Raw genomic sequence first — 19,474 nt, forward strand, 5'->3', positions numbered from 1 at the left:
GCCCGACGGTCGTGCGACCGTGAGGAACGGGCGGAAGGGGGCCGCCGGTGGACCAGCCAGGGCGATCCGGGAGCGCAGCACTCCGGTGGTGGCCGTGGTGCCTGTGCGCCTGCGTGCTGCTGACCACGGCCGGGGCAGCGGTCGGGGGAACAGCCGGGCGGCTGGTCATCGGACTCGCCATCGCCGGGGCCATCGTGGCCGGGATCCGGCTGCACCGTCCGCCCCGGCCCACGCCGTGGTGGCTGCTGGTCGTGGTGGTCGGCGCGACCACCACGCTCGGCGTGACCACCCGGGCGCTCACGCCGCAGGGCGGCACCCCACCGCCCGTCCTGGACTACTTCTACTACCCCTTCTATCTGGTACTGGCCGCGGCGCTGGCGACGCTCGGCCCGCGCGGCCGCGACGACCGCTCCCCGGCCGGGGGGATGGCGGAGGCCGGGATCCTCACCTGCGGCGCGGCGGTGCTCTGGTGGATCCTGGTGATCGACCCGCTCAGCGACACGGGCCGCCTGCCGGTGCACGGCCGGCTGCTGGCGTTCCCGCTGCTCGACTTCGCGATGGTCGCCCTCGCGGTGCGGCTGGTCCGCGGTACGCGTCGTAGCCCCGCGACCGTCCTGATCGCGCTGGCCACGGCCATGCTGCTGGTCGCGGACACGGCGTACTTCGTGTCCGCGAACGGGACCACTCCGCCGCTGAGCGCGGCCTGTTCGCTGCTGGCCAACCTGCTGCTCGGCGCGGCAGCCCTGCATCCGTCGATGGCCCGCGACGCTCCGGCCGAACCGGCGGCGACCGCGCCGCCGGGGGTGGCGACCGGGCCTGAGGCGACCGGGCCTGAGCTGGCCACCGCCGCGCCCGTGTACCTGCTCATCGTCGTGCTGGCCCCGCTGGTCACCGCCGCGTACCTGATGCACGAGCGGATCACCGGCACCATCCAGCCGGGCGACATCGGGGTGCCGTTGCTCACCACCACCCTCGCCGCAGCCCTGCTGCTGTGGCGGATCCAGCAGCTCAACGGCGTCGCCCGCCGCCATGCCGCGCGCCTCGAACAGGCCCTGCGCGCGGAGGCCGAACTGCAGGGGGAGTTGCGCCACCGGACCCAGCACGACGCGCTCACCGGCCTGCCGAACCGGGCGCTGCTGTACGAGCGGATCGGGGCCGCGCTGGCCGCGGCCACCCCGGGCGCCCTGATCGTGCTCGACATCGACGACTTCAAGGACGTCAATGACCGGCTCGGGCACGCCGTCGGCGACGACCTGCTGGTCGCGGTCGCGGAGCGGATCACCGCAATGCTGGCGGGCCGGGCGATGGTCGCGCGGCTGGACAGCGACGAGTTCGCGGTGCTGCTCGAAGGCGCCACCGCGGACGAGGCCGTCGGCTGGGCCGAGGAACTGCTGGTCGCCATGCGCCGCCCCGTCACCGTGCAGCACCACGCGCTGTTCGCCGCGATCAGCGTCGGGCTGCGCGGGCTCGACCCGGACCTGCTCACCGCGGACATCCTGCGCGACACGTACGTGGCGCTGCATGCGGCCAAGGCGGCCGGACGCGACCAGCTCGCGACGTTCGACCAGCGGATGCGCGACGAGCGGCTGGCCCGGGCGCGGACCGTGGAACGGCTGCGCGGCGCCCTCGACCGCGGCGAGCTGCTGCTGCACTACCAGCCGCTGATCCGGCTCGCCGACGAACGCTACGTCGGCGCGGAGGCGCTGCTGCGCTGGAAACCCGCGGGGGAGGCGATGGTGCCGCCGGACGCGTTCATCCCGGAGGCCGAGGACAGCGGGCTGATCGTGCCGATCGGGGCCTGGGTGCTGCACGAGGCGTGCCGGGTCGCCGCAGCGTGGCACCGCGACAACGGTGCGGTGGTGTCGGTCAACGCCTCGCCGCGCCAGCTGCGCGAGCCGGACTTCGCGGCGCAGGTCCTGGACGCGCTGCACCGTGCGCACCTGCCGCCGCAGGCGCTGATCCTGGAGATCACCGAGGGTGTGCTGGTGGGTTCCGGCCCGGTCGCCGAGCAGGCCGTACGCCACTTGAGCGCGCTGCGCGAGCAGGGGGTGCGGGTCGCCGTCGACGACTTCGGTACGGGCTACTCGTCGCTGGCCTACCTCCGGGACCTGCCGATCGACCACGTGAAGATCGACAGGTCGTTCATGCCCGCACCGGGTGAACCGGATCCGACGGCACGGACCCTGGTGAAGGCGATCATCGACCTGGCGACCGCGCTGGGTCTGGGCACGATCGCCGAAGGGGTGGAGACCGCCGACCAGGTGGCGTTGTTGCGCGCGCTGGGGTGCGAGCGGGCCCAGGGCTTCCACTTCGCCCGGCCGGTGCCCGCCGCCGAGGCGGGCGAGATGCTGGCCCGCTCACACCGCGAGGCCCGGGTGTGATCTGTGACTTTGGCCGGGCGTGCCGTGCCCTGCGGCGGGCGCCCGATCGCGGGGTCGGCCGCTCGGATAAAAAGGCTGAAACGGCAATAGGAGCACTTTGCTCACCAAGGTCGCCTAAGTAACTTCATGCCTTATGAAGGTTCCAGCCAGACTCCTCACCCTCCTGCTGATCACGACCCCGGCCGTACCGGCCCTGGCGTCGACCGCCACGGCCGCCCCCCGGACCGTCATGCGGTACACATTCGACGCGGGCCCGACCGCGACCGGGCGCGTGGCCGACATCTCCGGGACGGTCGCCCCGCTGGCCATGCGCAGCATCTCCGGCGGCACCATCCGCTTCCTGCGCAAGGGCACCGGCCGCTACGTCGGATTCCCGGCCCGCTGTGCCAGCACCGCCCAGACCTGTCCGCGGGCGTTGTTCGAGGCCCCCGACGACAACGACCTCGACCCGGGGACCACGTCGTTCCGCTGGGGTGCCAGCGTCTACGTCCAGCCATGGCAGGTCGCCGGCTCGTCCAACATCATGCAGAAGGGCGTGTCGGACACCGAGAGCCAGTGGAAGCTGCAGATCGGGGCTAACCGCGGCAAGGCCCAATGTGTGGTGGTCGGGCGGGGCTCCAGCCAGGCGTACGTCGCACGCTCGGCGATCACGGTCGCCAACGGCGCCTGGCACCGGCTGCTGTGCCGCCGCGCCGGCGGCACCCTGACGGTGTTCGTCGACGGGGTCGCCCGCGGCAGCGCCAGCATCCCGCCCACCCTGGAGATCGCCAACAACATGCCGCTGCGCATCGGCGGGCCGAACTTCAACACGACCTCCGACATGTACCACGGCTTCCTCGACGACGTGGTGGCCGTCGCCGGATGAGCGACCGTGGCCCGGGACAGGCGTCCCGGGCCACGGCTCGCACCGGCTCCGCAGGCGCGGCCCGCCGGTGTGGCTGATGCCGACGTGTGCCGCCCGGTCGACGGCGTCCCGCCGACCGGGCGGCCACCGGCTCAGCTGCGGCGGAACGCGTACGAGCGGCTCTGGCCGGACCGCGCCGCCCGGCCGGAGCGAGCCTGCTCCGAGCGCTGGCGGGCGGCCAGGCGCGAGTCCCCCGCGCCGTGGTGCGGTGCGGGGGAGTCGGCTTCGGACCCGTGGCCGTCGTGCCCGCGCGCGGCCGTCATCTGCTGACGGGCCAGCTCATCGCGGTCGACGTGCACGGTGAAGGGTTGGTCAGGCATACCGAGACCTCCTGAAATCGAGGAGACGAGCCGTGGAGGAGGCGCCGCGGCGAGGCGGCGCGCGAGTCATGTCCCGAGCGGCGGTAGGGCTGTTCCACGGCAGACGGTGCCCGCCGCAGCGCCCGGAACCGGAAATGCCGGCGCCTTGCCCGGGCGCGATGGCCCGGGGGGCGCGAGAGCCCGCATGGCCGGACCGGCGAAAGGCGCGGGTCGGCGCGGGGTGGCGACGTCAGGAGATCATGCGGGCACGTTACCCGGACTTCGGCAGCGGGCGCGACCCTATTTCCGCGCGATCTTCCATGCGGCCGCGGCCGCCGCCGGGATCACCCGGCCAGCGGATCGAGATCGACGACGATCGGCGCGTGATCGGACGGGCCCTTGCCCTTGCGTGCCTCCCGGTCCACCACCGCGTCGCGCACCGCGGCCGCGACCGCCGGTGTGCCGTACACGAGGTCGATGCGCATGCCCTTGTTCTGGTGGAACATGCCCGCGCGGTAGTCCCAGTAGGTGAACGGGTGATCGCCCTTGAGTGGCCGGGGGACGATGTCGGTCAGCCCCACCGCCAGGATCGCGGCCAGCGCCGCCCGTTCCGGCGCGGTGACATGGGTGGCGCCGATGAACACCGTGGGATCCCAGACGTCGTCGTCGGTCGGTGCCACGTTGAAGTCCCCGGCCACCACGGCCGGGCCGGCGGCGACCTCCGCGGCCAGCGTGTCACGCAGGGCGGCCAGCCAGGCCAGCTTGTACTCGTAGTGCGGGTCCTGCGGCGTGCGCCCGTTCGGCACGTACAGCGAGGTGAACCGCACCCCGCCGCAGAGTCCGCTGATCGCGCGCGCCTCCGGCTCCGGGAAGCCCGGCTCACCCGCGAAGCCGTGCCGGACGTCGTCGAGGCCGATCCGGGACAGCAGCGCGACCCCGTTCCACCGGCCTTGGCCGTACGCGGCACTGGCGTAGCCGAGCGCGGCGACCTCCCCGGCCGGGAATCCGTCCGCCGCGACCTTCGTCTCCTGCAGGCAGACGACGTCCGGCCCAGTGTCCGCGAGCCACTGCAGCAGCCGGGGGAGCCGGGCCTTCACGGAGTTGACGTTCCAGGTGGCGAAGCGCATCTGCACAGCCTGCCCGATCGGCGCGGACGCCGCCCGCTTCCGGGCACGGCGTGGCCCAACCCGGCGTGGCCCAACCCGGGGCGGCCCGGGGCGGCCCGGCCCGCGTGGTCGCCATCGGCTACGGTCGATCCCGCTGAACAGGGGGGCACATGCGGGTGGATGTCGTCGCCGAGATGCCGGCACAGTTGCTGGACGCGGCCTGGGGGTTCTATCACGACACGTTCGACGAGTTGCGCACGCGCGCGGCGGCGCGGCACGTCATGTATCGCCACGAATTCGACGACCTGATGGCCGACAAGCGGGTCATGAAGTACGTGGCCTGCGACGGCGACACGGTCGTCGGGCTCGCGGCGCAGACCGACGACCTGCACGCGGTCCCGCTGATCTCACCGGAGTACTTCGCCCACCGCTGGCCCGATCACTACGCCCAGCGCCGGCTCTTCTACGCGGTGTTCGTCGGCGCCCGGCCGGGCCTGCACGGCATGGGTGTCTTCGTGACCCTGCTGCGCGAGATGATGCGCCCGATCACCGCCGTGGCGGGCGTGGTCACCATCGACGTGTGCACGCACAACGAGGCCGTGCGTGCGCTGCCGCAGCGGGTGGAGCTCATCCTCGGCCGGATCGCCGGCGCGGCCCGCGTGCAGCGGGTCGACAGCCAGTCGTTCTGGTGTTACGAGTTCCCGGCCGCCAGCTGATTCCGGTTCAGCGCGGGCGCCACGGCGCGAATGCTCGTGGCGAACTCGTCGGGCGCCATCGCGCGCCCCCACAGCCAGCCCTGGCCCTGCCGCACCCCGACCGTGGCGAGCGCGTCGCGCTGCGTCGGGGTCTCCACGCCTTCCGCGACGATACTCAGCCCGAGGGCACGGCTCATCGCGACGACCGCGCGGACGATCTCCTCGTCCTCCACGCTCGCGCCGAGCCCGGACACGAACGACCGGTCGATCTTGACCCCGGTGACCGGGAAGCGACGCAGGTATCCGAGCGCCGAGAATCCCGTGCCGAAGTCGTCGACCAGCAGGCGCAGCCCCAGCTCGCGCAGCTCGAACAGGACCCGGGAGGTCACGCTGGATCCGTCCACCATGACCGACTCGGTCATCTCCAGCGCGACGGCGCTGGCCGGCACGCCGTACCGCATCAGCTCGGCGGAGACGATCAGCGGCAGGTTGGCGTCGGTGAGCTGGCGCGGGGAGACGTTGACGGACAGGTAGAAGTCGTCGGCGACAGTGCCGTCGGCCCGCCAGCGCGCAAGCTGGCTCAGTGCCTGATTGCGGACCCAGGTGCCGATCGGGCCGATCAGGCCGGCCTCCTCGGCGATCGGGATGAACGTCGCCGGTGAGATGTCCCCCCGCTCCGGATGCTCCCAGCGGACCAGGGCCTCCGCGCCGAGCGGCTGCCCCGTCTCCAGGTTCACGATCGGCTGGTACGCGACCCGCAGCTCGCCCCGCGCGAGGGAGGTGCGCAGTGCCGCCTCCAGCTCGATGCGCTCGCGGACCCGGTTGTGCATGGAGACGTCGAAGAGGGTGGACCGGCCGTGCCCGTCGGCCTTGGACCGGTACATGGCCGTGTCGGCGTCCCGCAGCAGGGCCTCGGCGGTCACGGCCGGGTTCGGATCCCCGGCGGCGTGCGCGATGCCAACCGACGCCGTGATCACGACCTCGGTGTCGCGGACCGGCAGCGGCCGGGCGAAGCAGACCTTCACGTCGTCGACCACCCGCAGCGCGTCCGCCTGCTCACCCACATACGTCAGCACGAACTCGTCGCCGCCGACCCGGGCCAGCGTGACCGCCGGGGGCAGGGCCGCCCGCAGCCGGGTCGCGACCTCGATCACGAGCTGGTCGCCGGTGTCATGCCCCCACGAGTCGTTGACCCATTTGAAGCCGTCCAGGTCGAGGTAGTACACCCAGACCCGGTGCGGGCCGTCCGGCGGGGTCCGTTCGACGAGGCGGGCGATCCGTTCGGAGATCATCGGCCGGTTCGGCAGCCCGGTCAGCGGATCGGTCACGGCCTGGTGCTCGGAGTGCAGCTCCGCCGCCACCTGGGCCTGCACCGCCGACACGGCCCGGGCCAGCAGCAGCACCACCACCGCGGCGCCACCGATCGCGATGGTCAGCCGGTGCCACGGCGAGCGCGCGCCGACCGCCACCATCAGCACGAACGGCACACAGATCGCGGGCGCCAGCAGCGCCATCCGGCGCCCGGACCAGGCCTGCACGGGGCGCCGGGCGGCCCGGCTCAGCTGCACCACGGACGGATGCAGGGCGGTCACCCCCAGCAGCACGTAGGCCAGCAGGAACGGCACGTCCAGCAGCGGGGAGGTGTACGTCTTGCCGGCCAGCCCGATGATCGCGTACGCGAGGTCGCCGGTCACCATCAGCACCATCGTGCCGAGCAGCGTGACCAGGCTGACCGGCCAGGTTCTGGCGGTGAAGGTCAGGTTCACCACGAGCAGCAGCAGCACCACGTCGAACAGCGGGTACAGGCCCGCCAGCACCGACTCGACCGGCGGGCGGCCGGTCAGCGCCGCCGCGGGCGCCGCCAGCAGCAGCGCGCTGGCCAGCCCGCCGGCCAGGCAGACGATCAGGCCGTCGAGCACGGCGTGGCGTTCGACGCTCTGCCGGGCCCGAAGCAGGATCACGAAGAACACCCCGAGCATCAGGTAGCCCGGGATGGTCGCGGCGTCGCCGAACAGGTCCCGCGGGGACGGCTGGGCGGCCGCCCACGGCCGGACCACGACGCCGACGAGGAAGGCGAGGCAGGCCGCGCCCATCAGCCGCCAGGCGGCGCGCGGTTCGGCGCCGAACCGGCGCGGGCCGGCGAAACAGGCGGTGACCGTGCCGATCCCGATGACCGCGAACGCCAGCAGGCTGGCCGTCTCCGACAGGTCGGCCACGTAGATCGCGGTGGCGGTGAGGCCCGCCGCAGCGAACAGCAGCCATGGTGCCTTCCACCGTCCGGTGGTTGACGGAACCATGGATCGCACCCCGATCGTCCCTGGCAGGAGAATCTCTTACACGTACGTCGCCAGGCCAACCTGCCAGGACCAGGTAGCACTCCGGGTCTCACCAGGTGGCATTTCGGTCATGGTCAGGTAGCCGACGCCCCCGCCGAAGGCACCGTACCTGCCGGGGTGCGCTCACCGGCAGTGCTGCCGTGGACAAACAGCGTGGGACTCACGCATCGGCGCAGCAGTTCGTGGGCCACCACGCCGAGCAGCGGGCTGCCGTCGGCGCCGCGCGGCCCGACGATCACCATGCGGGCGTGCCGGGAGGCGCGGACCAGTTCGGTCGCCGGATCGCCGGTGGGCAGCAGGACGCGGTGGGTGGGCAACCCGGGCACGGCCGCGATGGCCGCGTCGAGCATGCTCCGGGCGCGGGCCTGCGCTGCCGGGCCCGGCAGCTCCACCACATGCACCACCTCGACTGCCAGCTGCCGCCACCGGGCTTCCGCGGCGGCGTGCCGCAGCGCGGCCAGGGAGGCGGCGGAACCGTCCACCCCGGCCAGCAGGGGGCCGGTGGGCGGGCGTACGCCCCGGGCCACGGCGACCGGGCAGCGGGCCCGCGACACCGTCTGTAGCAACACCGATCCGACCGTCAGGTGCGGCACCGTGGCCAGGTCGTCCTCGCCGAGGATCAGCAGCTGGGCGGTGCGACTCTGCTGCAGCAGGACCCGCGCGGGCGGGCCGTCGACGACCAGTCCCTGCACCCGGGGCGCGGGGGTCGCGCGCCGCGCGACGGTGACCGCGTGCTCGACCATCCGGGCCGCAGCGTGCCGCGCGGTGCCGTAGTCTTGGCTTTCCGGATTCTGTCCGGGGCCTGGCGGTGCGGTTCCGGGCCACGGGCGTGGCGGGGCAGTTTCAGGCCACGTGAATGCGTGCACGATCCGCAGCGCGCACCCGCGGGCCACCGCCTCCCGGGCACCCAGCCGCACCGCGGCGAGGCCGGCCGCGGTCCGGTTCACGCCTACCACCACACCGGTCGAGCCCGGGGTCAGCATCGACTCCCACCTCCACAACCATTATCTATGCGGTGTGTTCTTCGTCGCACAGGTGATCAATGCCTCAGCAGGCGGGCAGCTGATGACCCATTCAGGTTGAGGGTTTACGGTGAAGTTCACGTTCTAGGGGACATCTGCCGGTGAAGCGAGGGAAATACATGACGGATGTCAAGCTTGACCACCCCGGTGGCCAGTTGACGATGCCGGTGCGCGAGGCGGTCGAGGGCCCCGGCGGCATCGAGGTCAGCGCGCTGCTGAAGGAAACCGGTTTCGTCACCCTGGACCAGGGTTTCGTCAACACGGCCTCCTGCTCGTCCGCCATCACCTACATCGATGGTGATGCCGGTATCCTGCGCTATCGCGGGTACCCGATCGAGCAGCTGGCGGGCCAGGCGTCCTTCCTCGAGGTGTCCTACCTGCTCATCCACGACGCGCTGCCGACACCCACCGAGCTGGCGGACTTCGCCGACAAGATCCGGGTGCACACGCTGTTGCAGGAGGAGATGCGGACGTTCTTCTCCGGTTTCCCGCGTGACGCGCACCCGATGGCGGTGCTCTCCTCGGCGGTGACCGCCCTGTCGACCTTCTACCAGGACGCGCTCGACCCGACCGACCCGGACCAGGTCGAAATCTCCACGATTCGCCTGATGGCGAAGCTTCCGACCATCGCGGCGTACGCGTACAAGAAGTCCATCGGGCACCCGCTGCCGTACCCGGACAACTCGCTGGACTACGTCGAGAACTTCCTGCGCATGACGTTCGGCCTGCCCACGGTGCAGTACGACGTCGACCCGACCATCGCCAAGGTCCTGGACATGCTGCTGGTGCTGCATGCCGACCACGAGCAGAACTGCTCCACCTCCACGGTCCGCCTGGTCGGCTCCAGCCAGGCCAACCTGTACGCGTCGGTTTCGGCCGGGGTGAACGCCCTGTCCGGCCCGCTGCACGGCGGCGCGAACGCGGCGGTGCTGGACATGCTCGAGCAGATCCAGCGCGAGGGTGGCGACGTCGACACGTTCGTCAACCGGGTGAAGAACAAGGAAAAAGGCGTCAAGCTCATGGGCTTCGGCCACCGGGTCTACAAGAACTACGACCCGCGTGCCGCGATCGTGAAGAAGGCCGCCCGCGAGGTCCTGTCCACCTTGGAGAAGCCGGATCCGCTGCTGGACATCGCGTTCAAGCTCGAGGAGATCGCGCTCGCGGACGACTACTTCGTCTCGCGCAAGCTGTACCCGAACGTCGACTTCTACACCGGCCTGATCTACAAGGCCATGGGCTTCCCGACGAATCTGTTCACGGTGCTGTTCGCGCTGGGCCGCCTGCCGGGCTGGATCGCCCAGTGGCGGGAGATGACCGCCGACCCGACCACCAAGATCGGCCGTCCGCGCCAGCTGTACACGGGCTCGCCGGAGCGCGAGTTCACCCCGATCGACAAGCGCTGACCGCGCTCGTTGTTCCGCCCCGTCGGCTTCGGCCGGCGGGGCGGTCGTCGTCTCGGGGCCCGTACCTCTGTGTTTGCCTTGACGGTTATATAACGCGAGTGGAATAGTCGGGGTTGTGCCCGTGGACGCCATCGCCGTGCTGGCCGACCCGGCCCGCCGCCGGATCCTGGACGAGCTGCGCCACGCCGACCGCAGCGTCGGCGCCCTGGTCGGTGCGCTCCAGATGAGCCAGCCCGCGGTCTCCAAACACCTGCGGGTGCTGCGCGACGCCGGATTCGTCACCCGCCGCTCCGCCGCCCAGCAGCGCATCTACCACCTGGAGCCGGAACGGTTCCGCGCCCTGGACGCCTGGCTGGCGCCCTACCGAGCGCTGTGGACCCGGCACCTCGACGCCCTCGAACGCCACCTCGACTCCGAGGAGCAGCCATGAGCCACCCGTCGCCACACGCCACCGATTTCGACCCGGGCCCGCCCGGCGACGCCAGCGTCGTCCCCGACGGTGACGCCTGGACCCTCGTGTTCGTCCGCGACCTGCGGCACCCGCCCGAGCGGGTGTGGCGAGCCCTGACCGACCCGGGCGAGGTCGACCAGTGGGCGCCGTTCGCCGTCGCCCGCGACCTCGGCGCGCCCGGCGACACCACCCTCACCATGATCGACGGCGACACCCGGATGGAGCAGCCCGTCACCGTGCTGCGCGCGGAGGCGCCGCGGGTGCTGGAGTACACCTGGGGCGAGGATCGGTTGCGCTGGGAGCTGGACGCCGACGGCGCCGGCACCCGGCTGACCCTGCGGCACACGCTGGCCCAGCCCGGCATGGACGCGATGGTCGCCGCGGGCTGGCACCTGTGCATGGCCGTGCTCCGGCGGCTGCTCGACGGCGCCCCGGTGGGCGTCATCCGCGGCCGCGACGCCCTCGCGTACGGCTTCGACGACCTGCGGACCGGGTACGCGCACCGCCTGGCCCGCTGACTAGGCTCGGCCGCGTGACGGTACACGGACGGCACCGGATCATCGCGTCGGTGTCGAATCTGGACGGCGGGCTCGCCCATTACCGCGACGCGCGCGAAGACCAGCCCCGGGGCGAACGACAGGCCGTGCGCACAGACCCCGACGGGCACGGCCTGTGCCTCGTGTCGCCCCGGGGATGACCCGTGGAGGTCATCGTCGGCATCGACACCGGCACCACCGCGACCAAGGCGGTGGCGGTCGGCGCGGCCGGTGAGCAGCGGGCGTTCGCCCGTGTCACCTATCCACTGTCCGTACCCGGTGCCGGCCGGGCGGAGCTGGACCCCGCCGGGCTGTGCGACGCCGCGATCCGCACCCTCGTCGCCGTGGCCCGGCAGGCTCGCGAGCGCGGCGACCGGGTCGTCGCGATCAGTCTCAGCGCGTTCCTGCATGGGCTCGTCCCGATGGATCCCCGGGGGCAGCCCCTCGGCCCGATGATCACCTGGGCGGACGACCGCGCCGCGCGGCAGTGCGCCGCGCTGGTGGCCGCCGGGCGGGCACGGGACCTGCACGCCCGCACCGGCACTCCGGTGCACCCGATGTCGCCACTGGCCAAGCTCGCCTGGTGGCGCGACGTCCACCCGGCGACGCTGCGCGGCACGCCCCGCTGGGGCGGTGTCAAGGAGCTGGTGCTGGCCGCCCTCGCGGACGCGCCGTACGTCGTGGACCTCTCCGCCGCCTCCGGCACCGGGCTCTACGACATCCACCAGCGGCGCTGGGATCCCGAGGCGATGGAGATCGCCGGAGTGCGACCCGTGCACCTGGCCGAGGTCGTGCCCACCACCGCGCAGTTCACACTGCGCCGCGACATCGCGGCCGCGGCCGGGCTTCCCGCCACCACCCCGGTGATCGCCGGAGCCACCGACGGACCGCTGGCCACCCTCGGCGTCGGCGCGACCGCGCCGGGCCTGGCCGCGGTGTCGCTGGGCACCAGCGGCGCCCTGCGGACAGTCGTCCGTGCGCCCACCGCGGATCGGGCGGGGCGGCTGTTCTGCTACGCGCTCACCGCGGACCGCTGGGTCACCGGCGGGGCGATCAGCAACGCCGGATCTGTGGTGCGCTGGGCGCGGCGGGCCTTCACCGGCAATCCCGGCGCCGACCGTCCCGATGTCGGGGACGACCTCGGCGATGCCGCGTTGCTGGCCGAGGCGGGCGGTGTCCCGGCGGGCAGCGGGGGACTGCTGTGCCTGCCGTACCTGCTGGGGGAGCGGGCACCGTGGTGGCGTCCGGGCCTGCGCGGGGCATATCTGGGAATGGGCCGCGAACACGGCCGCCCCCACCTGGTCCGCGCCGCGGTCGAGGGGGTCTGCCAGCAGTTGGCCCTCGTCCGGGACACCTTCGCGGACGAGGGGATCGCGGTCACCGAGGTACGGGCCACCGGTGGCGCGGTCGCCTCCGCCCTGTGGGTGAGTGTCCTGGCCGCCGCCCTGGATCTGCCGGTCGCGGTCGCCGGCGCCGCCGGGGGCACCGCGCTCGGCGCCGGCCTGCTGGGCTGGCATGCCGTCGGTGCGCTGCCCGACCTGGATCACGCCGCCGCCCTGGTCGGCGCCGGGGAACCCACCCGGCCCGACCCGGACGCCGCGGCGCTGTACCGCCGCCTTCGCCCGGTCGTCGAACGCGCCGCCCTCGCGGTGACCGAGGTGCACACCGAACTCGCCGGGCTCACCTCGGGCCGGGCGTCGCCACCGTCGCCATAGGCCCGCGGCCACACCCTGCGTGGGACGGCGGGCGCCGAGAAGGGCGGCACGTCACGTTGACGGCCGGTGGCGTGGTAGGAAAGCATGACCGGCGAGCGGTAGCGGAGGAACCCGGTGCAAGACCGGGGCGGTCCCGCCACTGTGACCGGGGAGCGACCCGCGACGACGCCACGGCCGGAGACGGCCGGAAGGCCGCGGCGAGTGCCGATCCGGGAGCCAGGAGACTCCGGCCGCTCGTACCTGACGGATGCGGGCGTGGACACCCGCGGAAGGGATTGCCGCGTGTTGCCTGCGTACCCGTTCTCCGCCGTCGTCGGCCTCGACGACCTGCGGCTCGCCCTGCTCCTGACCGCGGTGTCACCGGCCGTGGGCGGCGTCCTGGTCCGGGGGGAGAAGGGCACCGCCAAGTCGACAGTGGTCCGCGCACTCGCCGGGCTGCTGCCCGAGGTCGACGTCGTGCGCGGCTGCCGCTTCGCCTGCGATCCCGCCGCGCCCGATCCGGACTGTCCGGACGGTCCGCACGAGACGGAGGCCCCGCACGGCCACCGGCCCGCCACCCTCGTGGAACTGCCGGTCGGCGCCACCGAGGACCGGGTGGTCGGCACGCTCGACATCCAGCGCGCCCTCGCCGACGGGGTCAAGGCGTACGAGCCGGGCCTGCTGGCCGCCGCCCACCGCGGCGCCCTGTACGTCGACGAGGTCAACCTGCTGCCGGACCACCTCGTCGACCTGCTCCTCGACGCGGCCGCGATGGGCCGGGCACACGTGGAACGTGACGGCGTGTCCGTCAAGCACGCCGCCCGGTTCCTGCTGGTCGGCACCATGAACCCCGAGGAGGGCGAGCCCCGCCCCCAGCTCGTCGACCGGTTCGGGCTGGTGGTCACGGTCGCCGCGCCCCGCAACGCCGGGCAGCGCGCGGAGGTGGTGCGGCGCCGCCTGGCGTACGAGGCGGATCCGGCCGGGTTCACGGCCCGGTTCGCGGACGCCGAACGGGCGCTGGCGCGCCGGATCGCCGTGGCCCGGTCCGCCGTGCCGGGGGTGACGCTTCCCGACGGCGAATTGGACCGGATCGCCCGGGTGTGCCTCGCGTACGGCGTCGACGGCATGCGTGCCGACATCGTGGTGGCCCGGTGCGCGGTGGCGCTGGCGGCGTGGCACGGCCGGGACCGGGTGACCGGCGACGACGTCAAGGATGCGGCCCGGCTGGCGCTGCCGCACCGGCGCCGCCGCGACCCGCTCGACCCGCCCGGCACGGACGAACAGCGCCTCGAAGAGGCCCTGGCCCAGGCGGACTCGGACGACGACCCGCCCACCCCGCCGGACGGCGGCGCCCCTGCGCCCGACGACGGGCCGCCCCCGGGCGACGGTCCGCCCCCCGGTGGCCCGTCCGCAACGGACGACTCGACCTCGCCAGGCCCGGCGGATGGCCGCGCACCCGAGCCGGAAGCCGGCGCCGGGCAGCCCCAGTCATCCGCCGGGCAGCCCCAGTCATCCGCCGGGCAGCCCCAGTCATCCGCCGGGCAGCCCGGGCAGTCCGCGGACCAGCCCGGCGATCCGGCGCCGGACCGGCGAGACGAGTCCCCGACGTCCGGCCGCCCCCAGCCGGGCACGGTCCAGGCCGGCACCGCTTTCCGGCCCCGAACGCTGCGGATCGCGGCGCGCGGTGAGGGCGGCCACGCGGGTCGGCGCTCCCCGGCCTACGCCCGCCGCGGCCGGGTGGTCGGGGCGCGGGTGCCGCACGGCCGCCTCGCCGGAGCCCCGCACCTGCCCGCCACGCTGCGCGCCGCCCTGCACCGCGCCGCCGCACACCGCGCCACCGATCACCGGGCCGCCGATCACCGGCCCGCCGATCACCGGGCCGCCGCGCACCGGCCCGCGGACCACCGCGCCGGGCACCCCGGCGATGTCGTCGTGCAGCCGCGCGACCTGCGCGAGGCCGTCCACGTCGGCCGCGAGGCCAACCTCGTCCTGTTCGTGGTGGACGCCTCCGGCTCGATGGCCGCGCGCCGCCGGATGACCGTGGTCAAGACCGCGGTGCTGTCCCTGCTGCGCGACGCCTACCAGCGGCGGGACCGGATTGGCATGATCACCTTCCGGGGTTCGTCCGCGGAGCAGGTGCTGCCGCCGACCTCCAGCCACGAGGTCGGGGTGCTGCGGCTCGCCTCGCTGCGCACCGGTGGGCGTACCCCGCTGGCCGCGGGCCTGCGCACCGCGGCCGCGACGATCGCCACCGAGCGCCGCCGCGACCCTCGCCGCCGGCCCCTGCTGGTCGTGGTCACCGACGGCCGTGCGACCAGCGGACCGGACCCCGCGACAGTCGCCGGAGCCCTGGCCGGGGTCGCCACCGTGGTGGTGGACTGCGAGTCCGGCCCGGTACGCCTGGGCCTCGCCCGCCGCCTCGCCGCCGCCCTCGACGCGGACCTGGTGCCACTGGACCACCTGGAACACACCACCATCCGGAGGGCAGCCTGATGCCGCAGGGCAAGGTCACGACGGTGCCGGACGACGGCCTGACCACCCGCCAGCGCCGCCGCCAGGCCGTGCTGGCGGTGCACACCGGACACGGCAAGGGCAAGTCCACGGCCGCGTTCGGGATGGCGCTGCGGGCCTGGAGCGCCGGGTGGTCCATCGGGGTGTTCCAGTTCGTCAAGAGCGAGAAGTGGCGGGTCGGCGAGGAGACCGCGCTCAAGGCGCTCGGCGCGACCGGCGGCCCGCCCGTGGCCTGGCACAAGATGGGCGAGGGCTGGTCCTGGATCCAGCGGGCCGGTACGGAACGCGACCACGCCGCCGAGGCCGCCGAGGGCTGGGCACAGATCAAACGGGACCTGGCCGCGCAGACCCACAAGTTCTACGTGCTCGACGAGTTCACGTACCCGATGAAGTGGGGTTGGGTCGACGTGGCGGACGTCGTCGCGACGCTGGCCGGGCGGCCCGGCACCCAGCACGTCGTGATCACCGGCCGCGACGCGCACCCCGACCTGGTCGCGGCGGCCGACCTGGTCACCGAGATGACCAAGCTCAAGCACCCGATGGACGCGGGCCGCAAGGGGCAGCCGGGCATCGAATGGTGAGCGTGCCCCGCCTGGTCGTGGCCGCTCCGGCCTCCGGGCACGGCAAGACCACGGTGGCCACGGGCCTGCTGGCCGCGTTCGCCGCACGCGGCCTCACGGTCGCGCCGTTCAAGGTGGGGCCGGACTACATCGACCCCGGCTACCACGCGCTCGCGGCCGGGCGGCCCGGGCGCAACCTCGACCCGGTCATGGTGGGCGAGCAGCTGATCGGGCCGCTGTTCGCGCACGGCGCGGCCGGTGCGCATCTCGCGGTGGTCGAAGGTGTCATGGGCCTGTACGACGGCCGCACCGGCGCCGGTGACACCGGCTCCACCGCACAGGTGTCGCGCCTGCTGGACGCGCCCGTGGTGCTCGTGGTGGACGCCGCCGCGCAGGGCCGATCCGTGGCCGCCCTGGTGCACGGGTTCCGCACGTTCGGCGACGTGCGCATCGGCGGGGTCATTCTCAACCGGGTCGGCTCCGACCGGCACGAACAGCTGCTGCGCGAGGCGTGCGAGGAGGTGGGCACGCCGGTGCTCGGTGCGCTGCGCCGCGCCGATGCGGTGGCCGCCCCGTCCCGGCACCTCGGGCTGGTTCCGGCGGCCGAGCGCCGCGCCGAGGCCGTCGCGGCGGTCGACGCGCTGGCCGCGCTCGTGGCGTCCGCTGTGGACCTGGAGGCGGTGCTGGCACTGGCTCGCGCCGCCCCGCCGCTGGCCGCGACCGCGTGGACCCCGGCGGCGGCCGAGCCCGTGCCGGGCCGTCCGGTCGTCGCGGTCGCGGGCGGACCGGCCTTCACGTTCTCGTACGCGGAGACCGCCGAGCTGCTGGCCGGGGCCGGTGCCGAGGTCGTCACGGTCGACCCGCTGCGCGCCGAGGCCCTGCCCAGCGGCACCCGGGCCCTGGTGGTCGGCGGCGGCTTCCCCGAGGTGTACGCCGATCAGCTGTCCGCCAACGAGCCCCTGCGCCGCGACGTGGCCGCCCGTGCCGCGGCCGGTCTGCCGACCGTGGCCGAATGCGCGGGCCTGCTGTGGCTGTGCCGCAGCCTCGACGGCGCCCCGATGTGCGGGGTGCTCGACGCAGTGGCGGCCATGACCCCCACGCTGACCCTGGGCTATCGCGACGCCGCGGCGCTGTCGGACAGCCCCCTCGCCGTGGCCGGGACCAGGGTCACCGGGCACGAGTTCCACCGTACGGTCGTGCAGCCCCGCTCCGGGCTGCTGCTGTCCCCGGCGGCCGGGGCGGCGTGGGGATGGCGCGGCGCCGACCCGGAGGGCTTCGCGACCCCGGCCCTGCACGCGTCGTATCTGCACCTCCACTGGGCGGGTCACCCGGCGATGGCCCGCCGGGTGGTGACCGCCGCTGCCGCTCAGGCCCTCCCTCTGGAGCGGCAGGCCCTGCCTCCGGAGCGCTCGCCATGACCGCCACGAGCCCCGCGACGTCGCCGTTGCGGCATGACGCACCGGTGGCGGCACACCGCGGGCGGGTGGCGGTGGGTGTCGGGGCGCGCAACGGCGTACCCGGGGAGGAGCTGGACCGGGCGATCCTGGCCGCGCTGGCCGCGGCGGGCGTGCCCCGCGGTGATGTCGGCGTGCTGGCCACGCTGGACCGCCGCGCGGGCGCGACGCTGACGGCCGTCGCCGCCCGCCACGGATGGGCGGTACGGTCCTTCCGGGCCGACCAGCTCGCCGCCGTGCCGGTGCCGCACCCGAGCGCACGGGTCGCCTCGGCCGCTGGGACACCGAGCGTGGCCGAGGCCGCCGCCCTGCTGGCCGCCGGGCCGGGCGCGCGGCTGATCCTGGCGAAGTCGGTGTGGTCGCGCGTCACCGTGGCGGCGGCGGTCGGCGGCGAAGGCGACGAATTTCCCGGCGGCGGTGCTGGGCGCGCAGGGCCTGGCGACCCGGGTCGTCGGCGGCCCGGCTAGGCGGGCAGCGGCCATTCGTGCACGGGCACGTTGCCGTGCATGAGCGGCAGATACCGCTGGAGCATCTCGTGCAGCGCGTCGCGGCGCTCCCGGCCGTCGGCCTCCAGCGCGTGCAGCGTTTCCACCTGCCACTGCGCCCCGTTGCGTCCGGCCAGGCAGCGGCGTTCGATGATGCCGAGCAGGCGGTCGCGCTCGGCCGGGGGCACCGCCCACCGGTCCAGCCCCTCGTGGGCCAGCGGCAGCAGGCGGCGCAGCACCAGCTCCGTGACCGGGACGTAGCCCAGACCGGGCCAGAACACGGTGGCGGCGATGCCGTGGCGCGCACCGGTGTGGAAGTTCTCCTCGGCGGCGCTGAACGACATCTGCGTCCACAGCGGACGCTCCGCGTCGGCGAGGCTGCGCACGAGGCCGTAGTAGAACGCCGCGTTGGCGATCGTGTCCACCACGGTGGGCCCGGCGGGCAGCACCCGGTTTTCGACGCGCAGGTGGGGGCGGCCGTTGACGACCGCGTAGACCGGACGGTTCCACCGGTAGATGGTGCCGTTGTGCAGCCGCAGCTCGCTGAGCTCGGGAATGTCGCCGCGTTCCAGTTCCTGTTCGGGGTCGGTGTCCGCACAGATGGGCAGCAGCGCGGGAAAGTACCGCACGTTCTCCTCGAACAGGTCGAACACCGACGTGACCCAGCGCTCGCCGAACCACACCCGCGGGCGTACCCCCTGGGCCTTGATCTCCTCGCTGCGCGTGTCCGTGGCCTGCTCGAACAGCGGGATGCGGGTCTCGCGCCACAGCTCGCGCCCGAACAGCAGCGGCGAGTTCGCGCCGAGCGCCACCTGGATGCCCGCGATGGCCTGCGCCGCGTTCCAGTACGCGGCGAACTGCCCCGGGCTGACCTGCAGGTGGAACTGGGTGCTCGTGCAGGCCGCCTCGGGGGCGATCGTGTCCGTGGTGACCGCGAGCCGGTCGATCCCGTCGATGCGGATGTCGAGGTCCTCGCCGCGCGCCGCGAAGATCTGCTCGTTGAGCAGCCGGTACCGCGGGTTCGCGGACAGCGAGTCCATGGAGAGGTGTTCCTTGCGCAGCGTCGGCAGGATGCCGATCATCACCATGTGCGCGCCGACCGAGCGGGCGTGCTGCTCGGCGTTGTTGAGGCTGGCCCGCAGGCCGCGTTCCAGGTCGGTGTTGCCGTCCCCGGCCAGCAGCCGCGGCGGCACGTTGATCTCGATGTTGAACTGCCCCAGCTCGGTCTGATAGTCGGGGTCCGCGATGGCGCCGAGCACCTCGGCGTTGCGCATCGCCGGGTCGCAGTGTTCGTCGATGAGGTTCAGCTCGATCTCCAGGCCGGTCAGCGGCCGCTCGAACTCGAACCGGGACTCGCGCAGCATCGACGCGAGCACGTCCAGGCTCCGGCGGATCTTCTGCCGGTACCGGGCGCGGTCGTCACGGGTGAACGCGCGCTGCTCGACCTCTTCACCCACAGTGCATCACCCTCTCCACGCACCGTCACCGTCTCATCGCATCACCGCGGCGCGCAACTCCCGCACGGGCGCGCCGGGTCGCGCACCGCCGATCGGAACACCGATTCCGGTACGGCGGCACCCGCCGTCCCGAGTGGACCGGCATGCGGATCACGGCCGATCCCGTACCCAGACGTGCCG

The 19,474-nt window shown here is 73.7% G+C and carries 17 protein-coding genes and 1 riboswitch; of the genes, 12 read left to right on the forward strand and 5 right to left on the reverse strand.

All coding sequences use genetic code 11. The features are described from left to right. Positions 1 to 113 precede the first annotated feature (113 nt). Together ACMCNO_RS15480 and ACMCNO_RS15485 are read left to right on the forward strand one after the other, a co-directional pair. A complete protein-coding gene (locus ACMCNO_RS15480) occupies positions 114 to 2,381 on the forward strand; it encodes a putative bifunctional diguanylate cyclase/phosphodiesterase (RefSeq protein ID WP_412750132.1) in 2,268 nt (755 codons plus the stop codon). 133 nt (positions 2,382 to 2,514) lie between these two features. Continuing rightward, entirely contained in the window at positions 2,515 to 3,246 is a 732-nt protein-coding gene (locus tag ACMCNO_RS15485) for a LamG-like jellyroll fold domain-containing protein (protein WP_412750133.1), read from the forward strand. Positions 3,247 to 3,377: 131 nt separating this feature from the next. Here ACMCNO_RS15485 and ACMCNO_RS15490 read toward each other — a convergent pair whose 3' ends face one another. Further along, positions 3,378 to 3,605: a hypothetical protein gene (locus ACMCNO_RS15490; RefSeq protein WP_412750134.1), complete on the reverse strand. Its 228-nt coding sequence runs from the start codon at positions 3,603 to 3,605 to the stop codon at positions 3,378 to 3,380. Positions 3,606 to 3,928: 323 nt separating this feature from the next. Continuing rightward, positions 3,929 to 4,711 carry an exodeoxyribonuclease III gene (locus tag ACMCNO_RS15495; RefSeq protein WP_412750135.1) on the reverse strand — a complete coding sequence of 261 codons (783 nt, stop codon included), beginning with the start codon at positions 4,709 to 4,711 and terminating at the stop codon, positions 3,929 to 3,931. Between the two features lie 149 nt (positions 4,712 to 4,860). On the opposite strand from ACMCNO_RS15495, the gene ACMCNO_RS15500 reads away from it, so the two are divergent. After that, complete coding sequence (locus ACMCNO_RS15500; RefSeq protein WP_412750136.1) at positions 4,861 to 5,406, forward strand: hypothetical protein; 546 nt, start codon at positions 4,861 to 4,863, stop codon at positions 5,404 to 5,406. Here the strand turns inward: ACMCNO_RS15500 and ACMCNO_RS15505 are convergent. Both ACMCNO_RS15505 and ACMCNO_RS15510 read right to left on the reverse strand, forming a co-directional pair. Continuing rightward, the gene (locus ACMCNO_RS15505) at positions 5,382 to 7,682 is read right to left on the reverse strand and encodes a putative bifunctional diguanylate cyclase/phosphodiesterase (RefSeq protein WP_412750137.1); all 2,301 of its coding nucleotides are present in this window, start codon (positions 7,680 to 7,682) and stop codon (positions 5,382 to 5,384) included. The two genes, ACMCNO_RS15500 and ACMCNO_RS15505, sit on opposite strands and share 25 nt — an antisense overlap. Before the next feature lie 113 nt (positions 7,683 to 7,795). Continuing rightward, positions 7,796 to 8,704: a universal stress protein gene (locus ACMCNO_RS15510; protein ID WP_412750138.1), complete on the reverse strand. Its 909-nt coding sequence runs from the start codon at positions 8,702 to 8,704 to the stop codon at positions 7,796 to 7,798. 158 nt (positions 8,705 to 8,862) lie between these two features. On the opposite strand from ACMCNO_RS15510, the gene ACMCNO_RS15515 reads away from it, so the two are divergent. The 9 genes from ACMCNO_RS15515 to ACMCNO_RS15555 all read left to right on the forward strand — a co-directional run bounded on the left by ACMCNO_RS15515 (position 8,863) and on the right by ACMCNO_RS15555 (position 17,819). Continuing rightward, on the forward strand, positions 8,863 to 10,146 hold the full coding sequence (locus tag ACMCNO_RS15515; RefSeq protein ID WP_412750139.1) for a citrate synthase: 1,284 nt from the start codon (positions 8,863 to 8,865) through the stop codon (positions 10,144 to 10,146). 121 nt (positions 10,147 to 10,267) lie between these two features. After that, positions 10,268 to 10,576, forward strand: a complete 309-nt coding sequence (locus tag ACMCNO_RS15520) for an ArsR/SmtB family transcription factor (RefSeq protein WP_412750140.1) — start codon at positions 10,268 to 10,270, stop codon at positions 10,574 to 10,576. Next, complete coding sequence (locus ACMCNO_RS15525; RefSeq protein WP_412750141.1) at positions 10,573 to 11,115, forward strand: SRPBCC family protein; 543 nt, start codon at positions 10,573 to 10,575, stop codon at positions 11,113 to 11,115. Before ACMCNO_RS15520 ends, ACMCNO_RS15525 begins: the two co-directional genes overlap by 4 nt. Before the next feature lie 14 nt (positions 11,116 to 11,129). Then, on the forward strand, positions 11,130 to 11,294 hold the full coding sequence (locus ACMCNO_RS15530; protein WP_412750142.1) for a hypothetical protein: 165 nt from the start codon (positions 11,130 to 11,132) through the stop codon (positions 11,292 to 11,294). 3 nt (positions 11,295 to 11,297) lie between these two features. Beyond that, positions 11,298 to 12,848, forward strand: a complete 1,551-nt coding sequence (locus tag ACMCNO_RS15535; protein WP_412750143.1) for a gluconokinase — start codon at positions 11,298 to 11,300, stop codon at positions 12,846 to 12,848. A gap of 104 nt (positions 12,849 to 12,952) precedes the next feature. Continuing rightward, a riboswitch (cobalamin riboswitch) is annotated at positions 12,953 to 13,075 on the forward strand. A 55-nt stretch (positions 13,076 to 13,130) separates the two neighbouring features. Beyond that, entirely contained in the window at positions 13,131 to 15,320 is a 2,190-nt protein-coding gene (locus ACMCNO_RS15540; RefSeq protein WP_412750144.1) for a VWA domain-containing protein, read from the forward strand. Then, positions 15,320 to 15,919, forward strand: coding sequence for a cob(I)yrinic acid a,c-diamide adenosyltransferase (gene cobO, locus ACMCNO_RS15545; RefSeq protein ID WP_412750145.1), 600 nt, complete (start codon positions 15,320 to 15,322; stop codon positions 15,917 to 15,919). Before ACMCNO_RS15540 ends, cobO begins: the two co-directional genes overlap by 1 nt. After that, positions 15,913 to 17,316 carry a cobyrinate a,c-diamide synthase gene (locus ACMCNO_RS15550; RefSeq protein WP_412750146.1) on the forward strand — a complete coding sequence of 468 codons (1,404 nt, stop codon included), beginning with the start codon at positions 15,913 to 15,915 and terminating at the stop codon, positions 17,314 to 17,316. Before cobO ends, ACMCNO_RS15550 begins: the two co-directional genes overlap by 7 nt. Next, complete coding sequence (locus ACMCNO_RS15555) at positions 17,313 to 17,819, forward strand: cobalamin biosynthesis protein (protein WP_412750147.1); 507 nt, start codon at positions 17,313 to 17,315, stop codon at positions 17,817 to 17,819. Before ACMCNO_RS15550 ends, ACMCNO_RS15555 begins: the two co-directional genes overlap by 4 nt. Here the strand turns inward: ACMCNO_RS15555 and ACMCNO_RS15560 are convergent. Then, positions 17,816 to 19,294 carry a glutamate--cysteine ligase gene (locus tag ACMCNO_RS15560; protein WP_412750148.1) on the reverse strand — a complete coding sequence of 493 codons (1,479 nt, stop codon included), beginning with the start codon at positions 19,292 to 19,294 and terminating at the stop codon, positions 17,816 to 17,818. The genes ACMCNO_RS15555 and ACMCNO_RS15560 overlap by 4 nt on opposite strands. Positions 19,295 to 19,474: the final 180 nt, after the last annotated feature.

It is taken from the genome of Krasilnikovia sp. M28-CT-15, assembly GCF_047159595.1.
GTDB lineage: Bacteria > Actinomycetota > Actinomycetes > Mycobacteriales > Micromonosporaceae > Actinoplanes.